Annotated in this window: 18 protein-coding genes; 11 read left to right on the forward strand and 7 right to left on the reverse strand. The window is 72.2% G+C overall.

Features of this window, described 5'->3' with window-relative positions:
• Positions 1 to 292: 292 nt before the first annotated feature.
• Positions 293 to 649: a hypothetical protein gene (locus tag ACFY1T_RS22770; RefSeq protein WP_390789771.1), complete on the forward strand. Its 357-nt coding sequence runs from the start codon at positions 293 to 295 to the stop codon at positions 647 to 649.
• A gap of 9 nt (positions 650 to 658) precedes the next feature.
• Positions 659 to 1441: a crotonase/enoyl-CoA hydratase family protein gene (locus ACFY1T_RS22775; RefSeq protein ID WP_390789772.1), complete on the forward strand. Its 783-nt coding sequence runs from the start codon at positions 659 to 661 to the stop codon at positions 1439 to 1441.
• Between the two features lie 259 nt (positions 1442 to 1700).
• Here ACFY1T_RS22775 and ACFY1T_RS22780 read toward each other — a convergent pair whose 3' ends face one another.
• Genes ACFY1T_RS22780 through ACFY1T_RS22790 form a run of 3 tightly spaced genes read right to left on the reverse strand, consistent with a single transcriptional unit; the run spans position 1701 to position 3339 of the window.
• The gene (locus ACFY1T_RS22780; protein WP_390789773.1) at positions 1701 to 2672 is read right to left on the reverse strand and encodes an NAD(P)-dependent alcohol dehydrogenase; all 972 of its coding nucleotides are present in this window, start codon (positions 2670 to 2672) and stop codon (positions 1701 to 1703) included.
• Complete coding sequence (locus tag ACFY1T_RS22785) at positions 2672 to 3040, reverse strand: helix-turn-helix transcriptional regulator (RefSeq protein WP_390789927.1); 369 nt, start codon at positions 3038 to 3040, stop codon at positions 2672 to 2674. Before ACFY1T_RS22785 ends, ACFY1T_RS22780 begins: the two co-directional genes overlap by 1 nt.
• Positions 2941 to 3339, reverse strand: coding sequence for a hypothetical protein (locus tag ACFY1T_RS22790; protein WP_390789774.1), 399 nt, complete (start codon positions 3337 to 3339; stop codon positions 2941 to 2943). Before ACFY1T_RS22790 ends, ACFY1T_RS22785 begins: the two co-directional genes overlap by 100 nt.
• 304 nt (positions 3340 to 3643) lie before the next feature.
• Here ACFY1T_RS22790 and ACFY1T_RS22795 point away from each other — a divergent pair, with 304 nt between their 5' ends.
• Positions 3644 to 3994 (forward strand): hypothetical protein, encoded by a 351-nt coding sequence (locus ACFY1T_RS22795; RefSeq protein ID WP_390789928.1) that lies wholly within the window; start codon positions 3644 to 3646, stop codon positions 3992 to 3994.
• Positions 3995 to 4070: 76 nt separating this feature from the next.
• On the opposite strand, the gene ACFY1T_RS22800 is transcribed toward ACFY1T_RS22795, so the two are convergent.
• A complete protein-coding gene (locus ACFY1T_RS22800) occupies positions 4071 to 5474 on the reverse strand; it encodes an amidohydrolase family protein (protein ID WP_390789929.1) in 1404 nt (467 codons plus the stop codon).
• 396 nt (positions 5475 to 5870) lie between these two features.
• Between ACFY1T_RS22800 and ACFY1T_RS22805 the strand changes: the two genes are divergently transcribed.
• Entirely contained in the window at positions 5871 to 6809 is a 939-nt protein-coding gene (locus ACFY1T_RS22805; protein WP_390789775.1) for a GDSL-type esterase/lipase family protein, read from the forward strand.
• Between the two features lie 46 nt (positions 6810 to 6855).
• Positions 6856 to 8037, forward strand: coding sequence for an MAB_1171c family putative transporter (locus ACFY1T_RS22810; RefSeq protein WP_390789776.1), 1182 nt, complete (start codon positions 6856 to 6858; stop codon positions 8035 to 8037).
• Positions 8038 to 8043: 6 nt separating this feature from the next.
• Here the strand turns inward: ACFY1T_RS22810 and ACFY1T_RS22815 are convergent, their stop codons facing one another.
• A complete protein-coding gene (locus ACFY1T_RS22815; RefSeq protein ID WP_390789777.1) occupies positions 8044 to 9138 on the reverse strand; it encodes a winged helix DNA-binding domain-containing protein in 1095 nt (364 codons plus the stop codon).
• 88 nt (positions 9139 to 9226) lie between these two features.
• Here ACFY1T_RS22815 and ACFY1T_RS22820 point away from each other — a divergent pair, with 88 nt between their 5' ends.
• Positions 9227 to 10273 (forward strand): helix-turn-helix transcriptional regulator, encoded by a 1047-nt coding sequence (locus tag ACFY1T_RS22820; protein ID WP_390789778.1) that lies wholly within the window; start codon positions 9227 to 9229, stop codon positions 10271 to 10273.
• On the opposite strand, the gene ACFY1T_RS22825 is transcribed toward ACFY1T_RS22820, so the two are convergent.
• The gene (locus ACFY1T_RS22825; protein WP_030856837.1) at positions 10231 to 10653 is read right to left on the reverse strand and encodes a Fur family transcriptional regulator; all 423 of its coding nucleotides are present in this window, start codon (positions 10651 to 10653) and stop codon (positions 10231 to 10233) included. The two genes, ACFY1T_RS22820 and ACFY1T_RS22825, sit on opposite strands and share 43 nt — an antisense overlap.
• A 217-nt stretch (positions 10654 to 10870) precedes the next feature.
• Here ACFY1T_RS22825 and katG point away from each other — a divergent pair, with 217 nt between their 5' ends.
• Positions 10871 to 13102, forward strand: coding sequence for a catalase/peroxidase HPI (katG, locus tag ACFY1T_RS22830; protein WP_390789779.1), 2232 nt, complete (start codon positions 10871 to 10873; stop codon positions 13100 to 13102).
• 89 nt (positions 13103 to 13191) lie between these two features.
• On the opposite strand, the gene ACFY1T_RS22835 is transcribed toward katG, so the two are convergent.
• The gene (locus ACFY1T_RS22835) at positions 13192 to 13659 is read right to left on the reverse strand and encodes a DUF6194 family protein (RefSeq protein ID WP_390789780.1); all 468 of its coding nucleotides are present in this window, start codon (positions 13657 to 13659) and stop codon (positions 13192 to 13194) included.
• Positions 13660 to 13733: 74 nt separating this feature from the next.
• On the opposite strand from ACFY1T_RS22835, the gene ACFY1T_RS22840 reads away from it, so the two are divergent.
• The 4 genes from ACFY1T_RS22840 to ACFY1T_RS22855 all read left to right on the forward strand — a co-directional run bounded on the left by ACFY1T_RS22840 (position 13734) and on the right by ACFY1T_RS22855 (position 18251).
• Positions 13734 to 14456 (forward strand): MerR family transcriptional regulator, encoded by a 723-nt coding sequence (locus ACFY1T_RS22840; RefSeq protein ID WP_390789781.1) that lies wholly within the window; start codon positions 13734 to 13736, stop codon positions 14454 to 14456.
• A gap of 105 nt (positions 14457 to 14561) precedes the next feature.
• Complete coding sequence (locus ACFY1T_RS22845) at positions 14562 to 15503, forward strand: DUF5996 family protein (protein WP_390789782.1); 942 nt, start codon at positions 14562 to 14564, stop codon at positions 15501 to 15503.
• 130 nt (positions 15504 to 15633) lie between these two features.
• Positions 15634 to 16335, forward strand: a complete 702-nt coding sequence (locus ACFY1T_RS22850) for a hypothetical protein (protein ID WP_390789783.1) — start codon at positions 15634 to 15636, stop codon at positions 16333 to 16335.
• 269 nt (positions 16336 to 16604) lie between these two features.
• Positions 16605 to 18251 (forward strand): PKD domain-containing protein, encoded by a 1647-nt coding sequence (locus ACFY1T_RS22855; protein ID WP_390789784.1) that lies wholly within the window; start codon positions 16605 to 16607, stop codon positions 18249 to 18251.
• The last annotated feature ends 126 nt before the right edge of the window (positions 18252 to 18377 follow it).

Raw genomic sequence — 18377 nt, forward strand, 5'->3', positions numbered from 1 at the left:
AAGTCCCTTCTGACCGGCGGGGTCTGGCACGCGCGCTCGCCGCGTTGCCGTCGGTCGACGACGCGAGCGTCGCCTCCTCCCCCTGCCTTCGGCGGGGGACCCCCACCTCCGCCTTGCGATCACACGCACCAGACCCCGCCGGCCCCGCCCTCGCGGGCGGACGAAGCCACTTCGACGACAACCCCCTAGCCGGACGCAAAAGCGTTCGAATGCCGCACGGGTGCGAGAGCCGGAACGGAGTAGATCTCCGGAGCGGCTCCCGGACCGGGGCACAAGCTTTTAGGCTGGTCACATGCGCCACACGCTCACCAGCCTCGCCAACGCTTACGAGCTGGAGCACGTCAAGCGTGCCCCGGCCGGCGGTCGCGACTTCATGGCCCGGGCCGCCGCCTACCAAGAGCGGCTGGCTCAGCGCCCCGACCTGCGCCACTGGTCCCTCATCGACGACACCGACCCCGGGGACGACGGTCCCACCCGTGTGCTCGACGCCGACCTCGACGCGTGGACACGGCTCGTCGAGGGCCCCAACCGCGGCGCGTGGCGGATGGCGCGGTTCGCCCGGCCCGGGCAGGAGGAACAGCCCGGCGGCGCGCTGACCTGGCGGGAGCTCGCGTACCACTACGGGCCGCTCACCGAGGACACCCAGTGAGGGGGCGGCATGCCCGATGAGCGGGCGTCGGTTCGGGTCGAGCGGGACGGTCCGGTCTTCACGGTGATCCTGAGCCGGCCGGAGGTCCGCAACGCCGTTGACGGTCCGACGGCGGGGCAGCTCGCGGAAGCGTTCCGCCGGTTCGAGGCGGACGAGGACGCGGCCGTCGCCGTGCTCTGGGGCGAGGGCGGTACGTTCTGCGCCGGCGCCGACCTCAAGGCCATCGGCTCCGAGCGCGGCAATCAGGTGCTCGCTTCGGGGGACGGACCCATGGGGCCGACCCGGATGCGCCTGAACAAGCCGGTGATCGCGGCCGTCGCCGGGCACGCGGTGGCCGGGGGCCTGGAACTGGCCCTCTGGTGCGATCTGCGGGTCGCGGAGGAGAACGCGGTCTTCGGCGTGTTCTGCCGCCGGTGGGGCGTGCCGCTGATCGACGGCGGTACGGTGCGGCTGCCCCGGCTGATCGGCGAGAGCCGGGCCATGGACCTGATCCTCACGGGTCGTCCGGTCGCCGCCGCCGAGGCGCACGCGATCGGGCTCGCGAACCGGGTGGTGGCTCCGGGGCGGTCACGCCAGGCCGCGGAGGCGCTGGCGCACGAGATCGCCGCCTTCCCCCAACTGTGCATGCGCCACGACCGTTTGTCCGTACTCGAACAGCACGGGCTGGAGGAGCCGGAGGCGTTGGCCGGGGAGTACCGCCACGGCCTGGTCCCGCTGAGCGCGGGCGAGACCGCGGCGGGGGCGGGCCGCTTCGCCTCGGGCGCGGGGCGGCACGGCGCGTTCGGGGAATGATCCGGCGGTCGACCTTCGGGAAGCGATCCGGCGGTCGATCACCAGGCGGGGGTGTCCCCGGACCGGGACGCCGGGGACACCCCCTAGGGGGTGTCCGCAAAGTCCCGCCTGCCCCGCGACGCCCGGCACGCACTCTCGGCGCACCGGGCGAAATCCCGAGTACGTCCAGTACAAGGGCTTCCGCCCGGCACACCGAGAGCACGCACCGGACGCCGCGGGACCGCCCTCCGGGCGGCCGGCGCCACTTTGCGGACACCCCCTAGACCCGGATCGCGATCTTGCCGCGTACGCCGCCTTCCCGTAGGCGGCGTATCGCGTCGGGGACCTCTGCCAGCGGGTACGTGCGGTCCAGCGCCGGAGTGAGCGCGCCGGACCCGATGAGCTCCCCGAGGGTGCGCAGGTCCTCGGCGCGCGGGGCCGCGGCGAGTCCCCGCAGGCGGTGACGGGTGAACGGCGACAGCAGCAGTGCGCGCAACTGCCGGTCGTGGCCGCCGATCCAGCGGCCGTCGGTCTCGCCTCCGATGATGATCAGCGTCCCGCGCCGGGTCAGGGCCCGGCGCAGCGCGTTCAGGGGGCGGTTGCCGCCGATGTCGAGGACGAGGTCGTACGGGTGGGCCGCGTCGGTGGGGTCCTCTCGCGTGTAGTCCACGATCTCGTCGGCACCGAGGGAGCGCACCAGCTCGGCTTTGGGGGTGCTGCAGACTCCGGTGACGTGCCCGGCCCCGAGGGCCTTGGCCAGTTGGACGGCGTACGTCCCCACCCCGCCGCCCGCGCCGATCACCAGGACCCGCTGACCGGGTGCCAGCCGCCCCGCGCGCAGGGCCTGGAGGGCCGTGCCGGCCGATATCGGGACGACGGCGGCCTCTTCGGGGGTGAGCCGGGCCGGCCGCGGGGCCAGCCCGTCCTCCTTGGCGCACGCGAACTCCGCGAACGAGCCGGTGCAGGTGCCGTACACCTCGTCGCCGGGCCGCAGGCGGGTGACCCCCGGTCCGACGGACTCGACGCGGCCCGCGACGTCCATGCCCCGGATCCGCCGCCTGGGTGCGCGCAGGCCGAAGCCCGCGGCGCGCAGGGCGTAGGGCATGCCCGTCATGAGGTGCCAGACCCCCTGGTCGAGGCCGGCCGCGTGCACGCGCAGGAGCACCTCGCCGGGCCCGGGAACGGGCCGGTCGATCTCTTCGAGACGCAGGACCTCGGGCGGTCCGTACACGTCCTGGACGATGGCTCTCATCAGTCGTCCCCTCCGTCGTTGTCCGTGTCCCCTGGTGTGCACGTGCCGTTCGCGCCGCCGCCCGGCGAATACTGGAAGACGCCGTCGAGGGGCACCCCGAACACCTGGGCGATCTGGAAGGCCATCTCCAGCGAGGGCGAGTAGCGGCCCTGTTCGATGGCGATGACCGTCTGGCGGCTCACGCCGATGCGGCGGGCGAGCTCGGCCTGGGTCATCTCGTCGTGCGCGAAGCGCTGGGCGCGGATGGTGTTGGTGACCCTCGTCGGCTTCACCACGGGTGGAAACCGAACCGGTACGAGATGACCTTGACCACGGAGCCGAGCACCGACGACAGGACGAAGGCCAGGTAGATCGCGTTGGCGATCCAGAACGGAGCGGCCTCGGCCATCGCGAGCAGCATGCCGCAGACGGCGCCGATGACGACGAACGACTGCCCCACGTACTCGCCGAAGCGGTGGATCTCGCGGTCGCGCTGGTCCCTGACGTTCGCGTCCTTCGGCGAGGACGCGGCGATCGCGATGTGGGCGGCGATCGACACGACGATCGCCAGGCCGACCGTCCCCAGCAGGGCCCTCGCGTAGGGCGCGTCGGTCAGCGCCACTCCGGCGGGGCGCTCCAGTACGAACCACAGGTACGTCGCGTACGACCCGATCGCGACCGCCAACATGCTCCAGGCACGTTTTTCCTCGACCGCCACTGCCCCTCCCGATGTAAAGAAAACCTGACACTCGGAGTGTCAAGCACCCGCGACACGATGTCAAGAATTCTTGACTCCGGGGTGCCGACGGAGTGCCCCCGTGCCACGCTGAGATGGAGATCGCGACGGTCCGGCACGCTCGGCTGACCGGACGGCCGCGCCAAGCAAGGAGGCCGACATGGCCAGTGACTCCACCCGAACCGGAGCGGTCGGCGCCGACCCGAGCCCGTGGCACGGGCCCACCTCCGGAAGCACCGTCTTCGCGGCAGCACTGATGATCTTCGGCGGCGCCATGGCCCTCTTCGAGGGAATCGCGGCCGTCGCCAAGGACGACATCTTCCTCTCGACACGGCACTACGTGTTCGAGTTCAGCCTGGCGGGCTGGGGCTGGGTCCACCTCATCCTGGGGATCATCGTCATCCTGGCGGGCATCGCCGTCCTCACCGGCGCCCTGTGGGCTCGCTTCCTCGGCGTGTTCGTCGCGGGTCTGGGCGCGATCGCCAACTTCCTGTGGATCCCGTACTACCCGATCTGGGCCACGGTGCTGGTCGCCGTCAACCTCTTCATAGTCTGGGCGCTGTGCCACGGCATGCACCGGGAAGCCGACCACGGCCGGGCGGCATGACCCGCCGCACGGCGCGACCCCGCCGCACGGCGTGACCCGTCGCACGGCGTGACCCGGAGTCGGCGGCCGCCCTCGGTCACGAACGCCGCCCCGGTGCCGGGATGTTCAGCACGTGGTCGCGCGAGGCATGGACCTGCCGGCGCAGCGCCGGCAGGTCGACATCGAGGACCCGCCCGTCCCACTTTCGGGGTTCGCCGTTGATCAGGACGGCGCTGACGTTGCGCGCGTCGCATCCGAGGACGACGGTGCCGATCGGGTCGTTGAGCGGCATGTTGTTGAGGTCTTCGGCCTGGACGACGAGCAGGTCCGCCTTCTTGCCCGGGGTGAGCGAGCCGGTGACGCCGGCGAGTCCGTTGGTGCGGGCCCCCTGGAGGGTGGCGAAGTCCAGGACGTCCTGCGTGGTGATGCGGGAGGGCCGCCGGTCGGTGCCGTAGGCGGCGTTGACGGCTCGCATCCGCTGGATGGCGTGCAGGGTTCGCATCTGCGTGAACATGTCGCCGGCCAGCGCGACCTCGACGTCGATGCTGAGACCCGGCCGGATGCCGGCGGACAGGGCTTCGTCCACGGCGGGAATCGCGGTCTCCAGGCCGATCTGGGCGTCGGAGGTGGGGGCGAGCGCCACGGTGGTGCCGCTCTCCCCCATCGCCCTCCATGCCTCGGGGGTGAGCCCGGTGGCGTGGATGAGGGTGACGTCGGGGCCGAGGATGCCTTCCTCGGCCCAGTGCAGCACCGCCTCGGAGGACGCCGTGCCGAAGACGGCGTCGACGCTGACCCCGATGCCCAGGTCCTGGGCGATGCGGGCCAGTCCGGGGCCGTACGCGAGCGCGGGGCCGGCGATCTCGTCGGTGGCCAGGGCCGCCAGGCGCAGGGTCAGCAGCTGGTCGTCGCTGCCGAAGTACGTCTCCTTGAGGCGGGTCAGGTCTCCCGGCCACTGCCGGTCCCACGTGCCGAAGTGCGGTCCCATGGAGGCGTGCACGCCGCGGATTCCGGTGTCGATCAGGGCCTGGACCGCGGCGTCGGAGTGCTCCCGGGTACGGGAGTTGTGGGAGAAGTCGAGCATCGTGGTGATGCCGCTGTCGATCGCGGAGAGGGCGGCCAGCCGGGTGCCGACGTACATGTCCTGCGGCCGGTAGACGGTGGCGTGGCCGGCCAGGGTGGCCATGACGTAGCCGCCCAGGTCGTCGACGTCGGGCATGATCCGGCGCAGCGGGGCCTGCCAGGCGTGCCGGTGGGTGTCGACGAAGCCGGGGGTGAGGAGCGCGCCGGTGCAGTCGACGACGACGGCGTCGTCCACGCCCAGGCCGTGGCCGACGGCGGTGATCGTGTCCCCCTCGACGAGGAGTTCGCCGCGGTCGAGGACGCCGAGCGCCGGGTCCATGGTGACGAGGGTCGCGCCGGTGAACAGGATGCGCCGGCGGTCGGCGGGCAGCCGGCGGATCCGCGCGAGGGCGGCCTGGCCGGTGTTGTCGTGGATGGTCACGGGGTGGACGGTCACGGTGGTCTTCTTTCCGTTCGCCGCAGGGGCCGGAGCGGCCGGAGGGGCGGGTGGTCTCTGTTGCGGAGCCACCAGCCTCGTCGCGGGCGGCGAACCGGACCAGGCCGCCGTCACCCCGGGTGCGGCGCACCCACCCGCGCGCCGCGGGCCGGCTGCGGGAGCCGGGTTCGGCGAGGGCGGACGGAACGGCACCGTCCGGCTCGCCGACGCGGCCCAACGCCGTCATCACCCGTCCACAGGCGCCGAATTGGCCCGATCGCAGTGGTGAGAACCGGACAGGGGCGGCCGTCCACCGAAATCGTCGGGGTCCCGTTCAGAGGGCCGTGGGTGGCCGTTAGGGTGACTTGATCAATCGTTTCAAGAAAGGTCACGCGGCTCCCAGTGTCCGAATCACGCCCCCATACCCTGTTCTCCTTCGGCACGTTGAGGGACGAGCGCGTGCAGACAGCCCTCTTCGGGCGTACCGTGCCCACGTCCGCGGCGTCGCTGGCCGGCTACACCACCCGGCCGCTCCCGATCACCGATCCGGCCGTGATCGCCGCCAGCGGCCTCGACGTGCACCTGATCCTGGAGCGCGAGACGGGCTCAGCGGTCGAGGGGGCCGTCCTCCACCTCACCGACCGGGACCTCGCCGCGGCCGATGCGTACGAAGTCGACGACTACGCCCGCCGGCGGGTGGTCCTCACCTCCGGCGAGAGCGCCTGGGCCTACCTGGCCGCGGACCCGCTGCGCTCGGCCCGGCGGATCGTCATCGTGGGCGACAGCATCGCGTACGGACGCTGCGACCCGCGCGGCGGTTGGACGGGCCACCTGGCGGCCGCCCACATCGCACGGAACGAGACCGCACACCGCGTCTTCAACCTGGCCGTGCCGGGCAGCTTCCTCAGCGATGTCAGCGCGCAGACGCCCGCACTGCTGGCCCCCCGCCTCCCCGACACGCTCATCGTCGCCGCGGGCATCAACGACTGCGCCGTGCGGCTCTCCTGCCCGGACGCCCCGTACGACGGGCCCGCGCACCTCGCGGACCACTTCGGCTCGCTGGCCGCCACGGCCCTGGACCACAACGCGCGACTCGTCGTCGTCGGACCGACGTGGATCGACGAAGCACGCACCGGCGACTACGAGGGCCTGCGTTTCACGCAGGCGCGCGTACGGGCGCTGCGCGACTCCATGCGGGCCTGGTGCGAGGCGCACCACGTCGACTTCCTCGACCTGTGGGAGCCCCTGCGCGGGAGGACCGGACTGCTCGTCGACGGCGTGCACCCCTCGGCCGAAGGGCACGCCGCGCTGTACCGGCATCTCGACACCCGCGGCCACTGAGCCCGACCATGCACGAAGAACACCAGCACCAGCGGCGGGGCACGGCGTGAACGACTCGAACGGACTGGGCTTCTACCTGCCCGGAGTCCTGCTGCTCGCGGCGGCGGGCCTCAAGCTCCCCGCCCTCTGGCGCAACCCCCGCGACGAACTCCTGCGGTCCGTCCTGGTCCTCCTCGTACTGGCCACCGCCGTGTTCGGCTTCACCGCGATTCCCACCCTCGTGGCGGTCAACCGGTTCACGGGAGTCCCGAACGCGGCGGCACCACTCGTGTTCTCACTGCTCACGGCCTTTTCGGGGGCCAACATCGTACTCATCTTCCGCTGGAGCAGCGGACCCCAAGACACGGAGCGGACGCGCCGGTGGTCCCGCTGGTGCAACATCGCGACCCTCACGGTGATCGCCGCGATCAACGTGCTCTTCGCGCTCGGCGAGGCCCCGGTCGAGCGCCTGCGCGATCTGGACACGTACTACGCGCGCACGCCGTACATCCGGGAGATGATCCTCCTCTACCTCGCGGCGCACACCACGGCGGCGGTCACCATGACGCTCCTGTGCCGCCGGTGGGCGCGCGAGGTCCACGGCGCGCTGCGCACCGGGCTGGGGCTGATCGCCTTCGGGTACGTGCTGAACCTCCTCTACGACATCGCGAAGTTCAGCGCCATCGGGGCCCGCTGGGCGGACGCCGACTGGGACGTCCTCAGCACGGAGGTCGCTCCGGCCCTCGCCTCCGTGTCCGCGCTGCTGATCGCGACCGGGTTCGTCCTGCCGCTCGTCGCCCAGCACGTCCTCAGCCAGTGGGACATGTGGCGACGGTACGCGCAGCTGCGCCCGCTGTCCCGGGAGCTGCAGGACGCGACGCGGCGCAGCATCGCGCTGGGCGGCGGTCCGTGGACGCCCATCGAGATCCGGTTGACGCAGCGCGAGTCGGACATCCACGACGGGATCCTCACGGTCAGCCCGTACCTGCGGGCAGGGGTACGGGAGAGGGCGCTGCGGGAGGAGCTGGAGGCGGGGCGTCCGGCCGACGAGGCGGCGGCCGTGGCCGACGCGGTCGCCCTGGCGACGGCCGTCGTCCTGTGGGGCCGTGCGCAGAGTGCGCCTCAGGACCCCGGGGCGCAGGCCGCGGACCCGGTCCTGATCTCGCCGAACAGTCCGTCGGGTCTGGTACGGATGTCCCGGGCCCTGGCCAAGTCGGCCACCGTCCGCTCCTTCCGCCAGACCGCCTGACGGACGTCAGGTACGGGCGATGCGTACGCGGCCGCTCTCGTCGCCGGAGAGGAACAAGGCCAGCACCCGGCCCTCTTCGGCGACGGACGCGCGGTCCGCGGCGCGGAGGGTGCGCAGCGGGGTGACCGTCACGGTGCCTTCCCGGACGTTCCAGGTCGCGGCGGCCCGGCCGTCGACCAGCACGGCCCGCTCGCCGGCCACCGACAGGCCGCGATGGGCGTCGTCGATGATCCGGGTGCGGTCGTCGTAGCCGAGGATCGCGTTGTCGAAAGCCGGCAGGAACCGCACGGGGGCGGGCGTGGCGGGGTCGGGGCGCGGCGCGTCGGGGAGGTCGAGCAGTTCCCGGCCCCGCTCGTCCCGGAAGGAGACCAGCTCCTCGCGTACGGCGGCCACCGCGGCCGGCAGTCCGGCGAGCCCGCACCAGGCCCGCAGGTCGGCCGAGGCGGCGGGGCCGTACGCCGCCAGGTAGCGCCGTACGAGCGCCTGGCCGACCGGGTCGGTGCCGTCGGGCGACGGCGGGTCGATCTCGCGGCCCAGCCACGAGGAGAGCAGGACGTTGCGCACGCCCGCCTTCGTCCGCCAGAGCCCGCGCGGCGGCGCCTGCGCCACCGGGACGAGTGCGGCGACCAGCATCTCCCCCAGTGCCCGCTGCCCCGGGGCCGGCCAGCGCTCGGCGAGCGCCCGCGCGAGTTCGGTCATCGAGCGGGGCTCGCCGTCGGCCATGACGGCCCGGCCCGCCGCGGCGAGCTCGTCGAGGTCCACCCCGTCGAGCTCGCGGCGGTAGGTGCCGAGGACCCGCTGGCGCAGCATGGCCCCGTGACGGGCCCGCCAGGCCAGGGCGTCGTCGGCCGTGACGAGGTGGACGGTGCGGCGCATGAGGTGGGTCCGCACCACACGCCGCCGGACCAGCAGGTCCGACAGGGCCGCCGGGTCGAAGTCGCGCAGCCGCGACCAGAGCCCGACGAACGGCTCCTGGGGTTCCTGCGCCTGCAGCCCGCCCAGGTGCGCGACCGCGCCGAGGACCGGTACGTCGGCGCGGTCGAGCAGCAGCTGCCGGGCGAGCGTGGCGCGGCCCAGCGCCCGGGTGTCGAGAACCGTCATCGGCATTCCTTCTTGTCGTTCGGCACGGGACGACAGTCGCAGGAGATGCGGTCAGGATGTGTCCGCTTCCGGGGGCAGCATGGAGGACATGCCGAAGACCTCAGCGCGACTTCTCTCCCTGCTCTCCCTGCTCCAGACGCGCCGGGACTGGCCCGGGCAGCTGCTGGCCGAGCGGCTGGAGGTCAGTCCCCGCACCGTGCGCCGCGATGTGGACCGCCTGCGCGAGCTGGGTTACCCGATCGTGTCCGCGAAGGGGCCCGACGGGGGCTACCGGCTCGATGCCGGCACGCGGCTCCCGCCGCTGCTGTTCGACGACGAGCAGGCGGTGGCCCTCGCCGTCGCCCTCCAGGTCGCGGCCACCACGGGCGTCGGCATCGAGGAGGCCTCGGCCCGGGCGCTGGCCACCCTCCGGCAGGTGATGCCCGCACGGCTGCGTCACCGCATCGACATGCTCCGCTTCACGGCGGTCGAGCGGCCCTCCGTCCGGCCCCGGCCCCCGGTCGACGGAGAAGTGCTCATGGCGGTCAGCGCCGCCGCCCGCGCGTGCGAGGTACTGCGCTTCGACTACACCCCCGCGCCGCGGGCGGGGGCTCCCGACGGCGCGCCGCCCGCCGGGCTCCCTCCTCGCCGGGTGGAGCCCCACCACCTCGTCACCTGGTGCGGCCGGTGGTACCTCATCGCGTGGGACCTCGACCGCGAGGACTGGCGTTCGTTCCGGGCCGACCGGATGGAGCCGCGCACACCCACGGGCCCCCGCTTCACTCCGCGTGAAGTCCCTGGGGGCGAGGTGGCCGCCTTCGTGACCCGCAGGTTCGAGGGCTACGACGACTCCGGCGGCCGGCCCTGCCTCGGCGAGGTGATCCTCGACCTGCCCGCGGCCACGGTGTCCCGGTACACCCACGACGGTCTGGTGGAGGAACTCGGCCCGAACCGCTGCCGGCTCGTCCTCGGCTCCTGGTCGTGGACCGGCCTGGCCGCTGCCATCGGCCGGTTCGACGCCGACTTCGAGGTCGTCGGGCCGCCCGAGCTCGCGGAGGCCTTCGCCCACCTGGCCCGCCGCTACGCCGAGGCCGCCGCCCGGCCGGACCGGCGTCAGGAAGCCCGGCCGGCGCACGACGGGCACAGCCCCCGGTAGGTCACCTCGACCTTCGACACCGTGAAGCCGAACCGCTCCTCCTCCGGGAGGCCCGCCATCGGGTCGCCCGCCGGGGGCACGTCGCGGATGGTGCCGCAGCGGGAGCAGACCAGGTGGTGGTGGGGGTGGCGGGCATTGGGGTCGTAGCGCTTGGCGCGGCCGTCCGTGGACAGCTCGACGACCTCACCGAGGGTGACCAGCTCCCCCAGGGCGTTGTAGACCGTCGCCCGCGAGATCTCGGGCAGCCGCTCCACCGCACGCGCGTGCACCTCGTCCGCCGTGAGGTGCACGTGCTCCCCGTCGAGCACCTCCGCGACGACGCGCCGCTGGGAGGTCATGCGCCAGCCGCGCTCCCGCAGTCGTCCCAGCAGGTCACTCATATCGGTTCACCCCATCAGGTAAGGCGGGATGCCCGGAGTCCAGGAAGGTGTCCGGATCCCTATCAGATATGCAACTGGTGCTCTTCTTGACTTGGATTGCGTCCATCGTAGGATCGGTTCGGTCGGCAGCCAAGCCTCACCGAGCCACGCCCGTACAACGCTTCCGTCGCTCCCCCTTTCCTCAGCAGCGCGATCCGCCCGGTTTGGAAGGATTCCCATGTCCGAGAAGCACGATGCACACTCCGTAGAAGCGAACACGGAGGCCGCAGGCGGGTGTCCCGTCGCGCACGGGCGCGCCGCGCACCCGACGCAGGGCGGCGGCAACCGCCAGTGGTGGCCCGAGCGGCTCAACCTCAAGATCCTCGCCAAGAACCCCGCCGTGGCCAACCCCATGGGTGAGGAGTTCGACTACGCCGAGGCGTTCAAGACCCTCGACCTCCCCGCCGTGAAGCGGGACATAGCCGAGGTGCTGACGACATCGCAGGACTGGTGGCCCGCCGACTTCGGCCACTACGGCCCGTTCATGATCCGCATGGCCTGGCACAGCGCCGGCACGTACCGGATCAGCGACGGCCGCGGCGGCGCGGGCGCCGGCCAGCAGCGCTTCGCCCCCCTCAACAGCTGGCCGGACAACGGGAACCTGGACAAGGCCCGCCGGCTGCTGTGGCCCGTCAAGAAGAAGTACGGCCGGAGCATCTCCTGGGCCGACCTCATGATCCTCACCGGCAACGTGGCACTGGAGTCCATGGGCTTCGAGACGTTCGGCTTCGCCGGCGGCCGCGCGGACGTCTGGGAGCCCGACGAGGACGTGTACTGGGGCCCCGAGACCACCTGGCTCGGCGATGAGCGCTACACGGGCGAGCGTGAGCTGGAGAGCCCCCTCGGCGCGGTCCAGATGGGCCTCATCTACGTCAACCCGGAGGGTCCGAACGGCAACCCGGACCCGCTCGCCGCGGCCCGCGACATCCGCGAGACGTTCCGCCGGATGGCGATGAACGACGAGGAGACCGTCGCCCTGATCGCGGGCGGCCACACCTTCGGCAAGACCCACGGCGCGGGCCCGGCGGACAACGTCGGCGCCGACCCCGAGGGCGCTCCGATCGAGCTGCAGGGCCTCGGCTGGAGCAACAGCTTCGGCACCGGCAAGGGCGCCGACGCGATCACCAGCGGCCTCGAGGGCATCTGGACCGACACCCCGACCGCCTGGGACAACAGCTTCTTCCAGATCCTGTTCGGGTACGAGTGGGAGCTGTTCGAGAGCCCCGCCGGCGCCCACCAGTGGCGGCCGAAGGAGGGTGCCGGGGCCGGCACCGTCCCCGACGCGCACGACGCGTCGAAGACCCACGCGCCGACGATGCTGACGACCGACCTCTCGCTCCGCGTGGACCCGGCCTACGAGCAGATCTCGCGGCGCTTCCTGGAGAACCCGGCCGATTTCGCGGACGCCTTCGCCCGCGCCTGGTTCAAGCTGACCCACCGCGACATGGGCCCGGTCGTGCGCTACCTCGGCCCGGAGGTCCCCTCCGAGACGCTCCTGTGGCAGGACCCGCTCCCCGCCGTGACGCACGCGCTGGTCGACGCCGAGGACATCGCGGCTCTGAAGAGCCGGGTCCTCGCCTCGGACCTGTCGGTCTCCGAGCTCGTCTCCGTCGCGTGGGCCTCGGCCTCGTCCTTCCGCGGCAGCGACAAGCGCGGCGGCGCCAACGGCGCGCGCATCCGCCTCCAGCCGCAGGCCGGCTGGGAGGTCAACGACCCCGACCAGCTCGCGACGGTGCTCCGTACGCTGGAGGGCATCCGGCAGTCCTTCAACGCGGCGCAGAGCGACGGCAAGCAGGTCTCGATCGCCGACCTGATCGTCCTCGCCGGCGGCGCGGCCGTCGAACAGGCCGCCAAGAGCGCCGGCTTCGAGGTCGAGGTGCCCTTCACCCCGGGCCGTGTGGACGCCACTCAGGAACAGACGGACGTGGAGTCCTTCGCCGCGCTCGAGCCGGTCGCCGACGGATTCCGCAACCACCTCGGGAAGGGCAACCGGCTGCCCGCCGAATACCTGCTGGTCGACCGTGCGAACCTGCTGACGCTGAGCGCCCCCGAGATGACGGTCCTCGTCGGCGGACTCCGCGTCCTGGGCGCGAACCACCAGCGGTCCTCGCACGGCGTGTTCACCACGACCCCCGAGTCGCTGACGAACGACTTCTTCGCCAACCTGCTCGACCTGGGTACGACGTGGAAGGCGACGGCCGAGGACGGGAACACGTTCGAGGGCCGCGACGCCACCACGGGCGAGGTGAAGTGGACCGGCACCCGGGCGGACCTCGTCTTCGGGTCGAACTCCGAGCTGCGTGCGCTCGCGGAGGTCTACGCGAGCGATGACGCGAAGGAGAAGTTCGTGAAGGACTTCGTCTCCGCGTGGGCCAAGGTCATGGACCTGGACCGGTTCGACCTCGTCTGAACGCTCTGATCCCGACGTCCGGGCCGCCGGGCAGCCGTTTCATCGGCCGGCCGGCGGCCCGGACGTCTTGCGTGCGGGTCGTGACGCGGCTACCGGGCCCGGCGCCGCTCGTGGCGCGCACGCGCCAGGCCGTGGGCGTGGCGCAGCAGTTCACGGAGGGTGTCATCCGTCCGCGGGCCGGGGTTCACCACGGCGAGCCAGCCGGCGGAGCCGTAGACGGGGTGCGCCATGACCGTGTCGGCGACGCCGTGGTCCTCGTCGCCGGCGGCCGGGTCCTGCGGTGTACGGCCCGTCCGGCGGACGAACTCCTCCCTGCCGGCCGCGACGTTGACACGGAACGCGTCGGGCCGGTCGAGCCGCCAGGACGCCTCGCCGGGATGGTCCTTCGTCACGATGGTCGCGAAGGGCTGGGCGGCGGTGGGAACGGTGCCGTCCGGCGAGTGGTAGAAGAACGTGTCCCCCCAGCTGATCTCGGGCGATCCGTCGCCGGGTGCCGGTCGGAGGGTCAGGACCCCGTCGAGGGAGCCCGCGAATCCGATGATCTCGTCGACGGTCATGTCTGCAAGCGTTTCATTGAAGTGGTTGTGGAGGCTTTCAGCCTCAAGATGCCCCGGATGCAGGGGAGGGACGGATGCCAACCCTCGAATCGGGTCCGATGCGGACGGTCGATGTCGCACGGCGCTGCGGGTACTCGGTCCAGCAGATCCGCAACCTCGAACGCGACGGCGTGCTGCCGCCCGCGGCGCGCACCGCCTCGGGGTACCGGGTCTACACGGAGGTCCATCTGAACTCCGCTCTGGCCTACCGGGCCCTGGCGGGCGGTACGGGCCCGGTGGAGGCCAAGGACATCGTCCGCGCGGCTCATGAGGCACCCGCCGCCCGGCTGTTGGCACGGCTCGACGCGGTGCACGCCCGGCTCGACCGGGAGCGTACGGAGCTGGCGCTCGCGAAGGAGGCCGCGGCGGCGATCGCGGCCGAGCCGATGGCGGGGGTACGCCCCGCGGACGCGATGGGCGTCTCCGAGCTCGCCGCGGCCCTCGGCGTACGCGCCTCGACCCTGCGGCACTGGGACGCGGAGGGGCTCGTGGTCCCCGACCGGCGGGACGGCATCCGGCGCTACGCACCCGCCCAGGTCCGTGACGCCCGCATCGTCCACCAGCTGCGCGGTGCCGGGTACCGGATCGAGGCGCTCCGCAGGCTGATGCCCGATCTGCGGAGCGGACGTCACGGTGCGGCGACCCTCGAGGCGGCGCTGGCCGCCCGGGAGGCGGGCATCGCGGCGCGCTCCCGGGCCCTGCTGGAGGCGGGCCCCGCCCTCCTCGCCCTCCTCGCCCCGACCGGAGCGCACGGCTGACGGTTCGTCGGCCGTCCGCAGGTCGCGCCGGGGCCGGAGGCCGGGTGGGTCAAGATGTCGGTGTACGAGCCGTGAGGCGCGGCGCAACGAGCCGGAGGATGCCCGGTGGACCTGTTCCCGGCGATTCCACTGTCGCAGTGGCGAGATTCCAAGGAGACGCTGCACCGGTTCGCGCAGATCGTCGGCAAGATCCGGCTGGCGAGCAGCGTACGGCGCAACCACTGGTGGAACGTCGCCTTCCATGTCACGGGGCGGGGTATCACGACCCGGCCGATGGGGGGCGTCGACGGCAATCCGGTCTTCACGATCGACTTCGATTTCGTCGACCACTGGCTGACCGTGTCCTGCCTCGACGGCTCGACCACCTCCTTCCCGCTCCTCGGGCAGTCGGTGGCCTCGTTCCACCGCGAGGTGTTCGCCGCCCTGCGCCGGATCGGCGTGTCGGTGACCCTCCCCCACCCCCGTCCGTACAGGCTGCCCGACGCCCACCGGCCGTTCGCCGAGGACACCGAGCACACCTCCTACGACCCTGAATGGGTCAACCGGCACTGGCAGGTGCTCAGCCAGGTCGATCTGCTGCTGGAGGAGTTCGCTTCCGGCTTCTCCGGGAAGGTCAGCCCGGTGCACCTGTTCTGGCACTCGTACGACCTCGCCGTCACCCGGTTCTCGGACCGCTCCGTCGAGCTCGGGGCGGAAGTCGACCCGGTGACCCGGGAGGCCTATTCCCGCGAGGTCGTCAGCTGCGGCTTCTGGTTCGGCGACGAGGACCACCCCCGGCCGGCCTTCTACACCTACGCCGCGCCGGAGCCGGCGGGCCTGGCCGGGCAGCCGTTGCGGCCGGCGGCCGCGCGCTGGGTCGAGCAGGGCACCGGCCGTCTGGCCACGCTCGACTACGACGACGTCCGCGCGGGCGTGAACCCCCGGGAGACCGTGCTCGGCTTCTTCGGGTCCCTGTACGGCTCCGCGGCCGCCCTGGCCGGCTGGGACGTCGAATACCTCGCCTCCCCGGGCGGCATCACGGATCCGCTGGCCCGCGAGGACGCCTGAGCGGCTCGGCGTGCCGTTCCACGGGGGCGGGGCTAGCCTGAAAACGGACCCTTGCCGCGCCGCGTGTCCGCTGCCGCGCCCCTCGTTCACGGTCCGCCCCATCAATGCTTTCCCGGCAAGGAGGGAACGCATGAATCGGCATGTTCGCTACGCACTCCTCACCCCGCTCCTGGCCTGCTCCGTTGCCCTGCCGTCGACGATGGCCGCGCAGGCCTCGCCCGTGGCCGGGGCGCCCGCCGCCCTCGGCGCGGCCCCCCAGGCGGCGTCCTGCAAGCTGGAAGTGGCCGCAGGCACGGATCCGGTCGAGTTCGACCTCTCGCTCGCCGGATTCAAACCGGGATCACAGGTGCAGGTCTCCGGACCGGAGAGCTTCAAGGCCGCCATCAACAAGCAGGGGTCCTTCACCGAGCAGGACGTCAAGAAGGGCACGTACACGGTCAGGACCGGCGGGAAGAACCACAGCCAGACGATCAACTGCGCGAAGCCGGCAAGGGTCCCCGCGACGGCGAAGGCCCGCGTCACCGACGTGGACATCACGACTGCGTCGACCGCCACGCCGAAGGTCGACTGCAGCCAGCCCCAGAGCGTCAAGTTCGAGGGCAAGCTGACCGGAACGGGATCCGGCGAAGTCACGTACGTCTGGTCGGGGCCGGGCAAGCGCTCCGCCCCCTCCGTGAACTTCACCGCCCCCGGCGTCCCGGCCGCTCCGTTCAGCGTGAAGTCGCCCGTACGCGCGGCGGCCAACGACCCGGCCCCCAAGGTGACGGTCACCCTCGCGGACTCCACGGGCGCCGTGTCGGACCAGCTCACCTTCACCCTCGTCTGCCAGTGAGCACACGGCTCACGGAGCGGCCCGTGCCCCCTCGCGGTGCGCGGGCCGATCCGTGAGCCGGCGTTATTTCCTTGATTTTCCGGGTGATCGCGGCGAGCATCTCAACGCGCTCTTCCGGCGGCAGGCGGCGGGTGACGATCCGAGGGGGGACCCCGCTCGTCGACGTCCTGCGGCTGTGTACTCTGAGCACGCTTTCGAACCTGTTCAAGCGTTTACCGACAATGGGGGGGCCGGTGCGCAATCGCCGACTCGTAATGTCCGCTGCCGTCGTGGCAGCCAGTGTGGGTCTCATACCGGCGGTGGCCCAGGCCGCTCCGGCCACGCCGGGAGCGTCGGGCCCGCACGGGGTCTCCGCACCCGACGTGGACCTGAACAAGGTCGCGGCGCCGAACTTCACCACCGTCAAGAGCCCCGCCGAGCGCACGGTGCACACCCCGTCCGCCGCCAAGGGCAACGGCAAGGCCGGCGCCACCGCGCAGGCCGAGGGCAGCGCCGCCGCGGAGCCGACGGTCGGCCTGGCCGCCAAGGGCACCAGCGCCCGCGGCATCAGCCTGGACCTCTCGGTCGTCAGCGACCCGGGCACCGCACTGTCGGTCAACGTCGCCTGGGGCGACGGCACCAGCGTCACCTTCGGTGCCAACGGGCCGACCAACGCGACCGAGACGCACTCGTACGCGGAGATCGGCTCGTACACGATCAAGGTCACCCTGTCCGACGGTTCGGGTGTGCGGGGCACCAACGAGCTGGCCGTCGTGACGCCGGGCTCCGACTTCACCCCGTACGCGCCCACCCGCCTCCTGGACACCCGGGACGGCACGGGTGCGACGAAGGGGAAGGTCGCCCCCTACGCCACCGCCCGGGTCAAGATCTCCGGCAACGGCGCGATCCCCGCCGGTGTCACGGCCGTGGTGCTCAACGTCACCGCCACCAACACCACCAGCGGCGGCCACGTCACGGTCTTCCCCGAGGGCAGCGAGCGTCCGACCACCTCGAACGTCAACTTCTCGGCCGGCCAGACCGTCCCGAACCTCGTGATCGTGCCGGTCAACAAGAACGGCTACGTCGACCTGTACAACGGCGGCTGGGAGCCGGTCGACCTCATCGCCGACGTCACCGGCTACTTCACCCGCACCTCCTCCAGCGGCTACACCTCGCTGAACCCCTCGCGCTTCGTCGACACCCGCGAAGGCCTGGGCGCCCCCAAGAGCCAGGTCGCCGGCCAGGGCACCATCGGCGTCCAGATGACGGGCAAGGGCGGCATCCCTTACGGCGCCACCGCCGTCGCGCTGAACGTGACCGTCACCAACCCGCGCGAGGACGGCCACCTGACCGTCTACCCGAGCGGCGGCGCGGCCCCCACCACGTCCAACCTGAACTTCCGCGGTGGCCAGACCGTCGCCAACTCGGTCATCGTGCCGGTCGGCGCCGACGGCTCGATCAAGATCCGCAACGGCGCCTGGAAGGGCGCCGACGTCATCGTCGACGTGGTCGGCTACTACAGCACGGACGGCCAGGGCGCCTACCTGCCGTTCCTGCCGGAGCGCATTCTCGACACCCGTGACCCCGCGGACTGGCCGTACGGCCAGCTGGAGGGCCAGGGCTACATCTACATGCCGCTGTCCAGCTCGCGTCCGCAGAACACGGCGTACGTGCTGAACACGACGGTCACCAACACGCGCGGCGACGGCTACCTCACGGTGTCCCCGGACCCGAACTCGCTGAGCGCCTACGACAACGACTGGGCGACCTGGCCGACGCCGCCCAACTCCTCCAACCTGAACTGGAAGCGGGGCGAGACCGTCCCGAACCTGGTCCAGGCGGGCATGGGCTACAACGGCATCGTCGACTTCTGGAACCGCGGCTGGGACAACATCGACCTGGTCGTCGACATCTTCGGCGTCTACCAGACGAACTGACCCACCGCCGGTTCGCGGCCGCATCCCGGCCGCACGGCAAGCCGTGTCCGGCCCGGATCCCCTCGCGGGGGTCCGGGCCGCGCGTCGTACGGCGGGCCCCACCGTCCCGGCCCCCCGGACAGACCA

The sequence above is a fragment of the Streptomyces sp. NPDC001194 genome, from assembly GCF_042896985.1.
GTDB lineage: Bacteria > Actinomycetota > Actinomycetes > Streptomycetales > Streptomycetaceae > Streptomyces.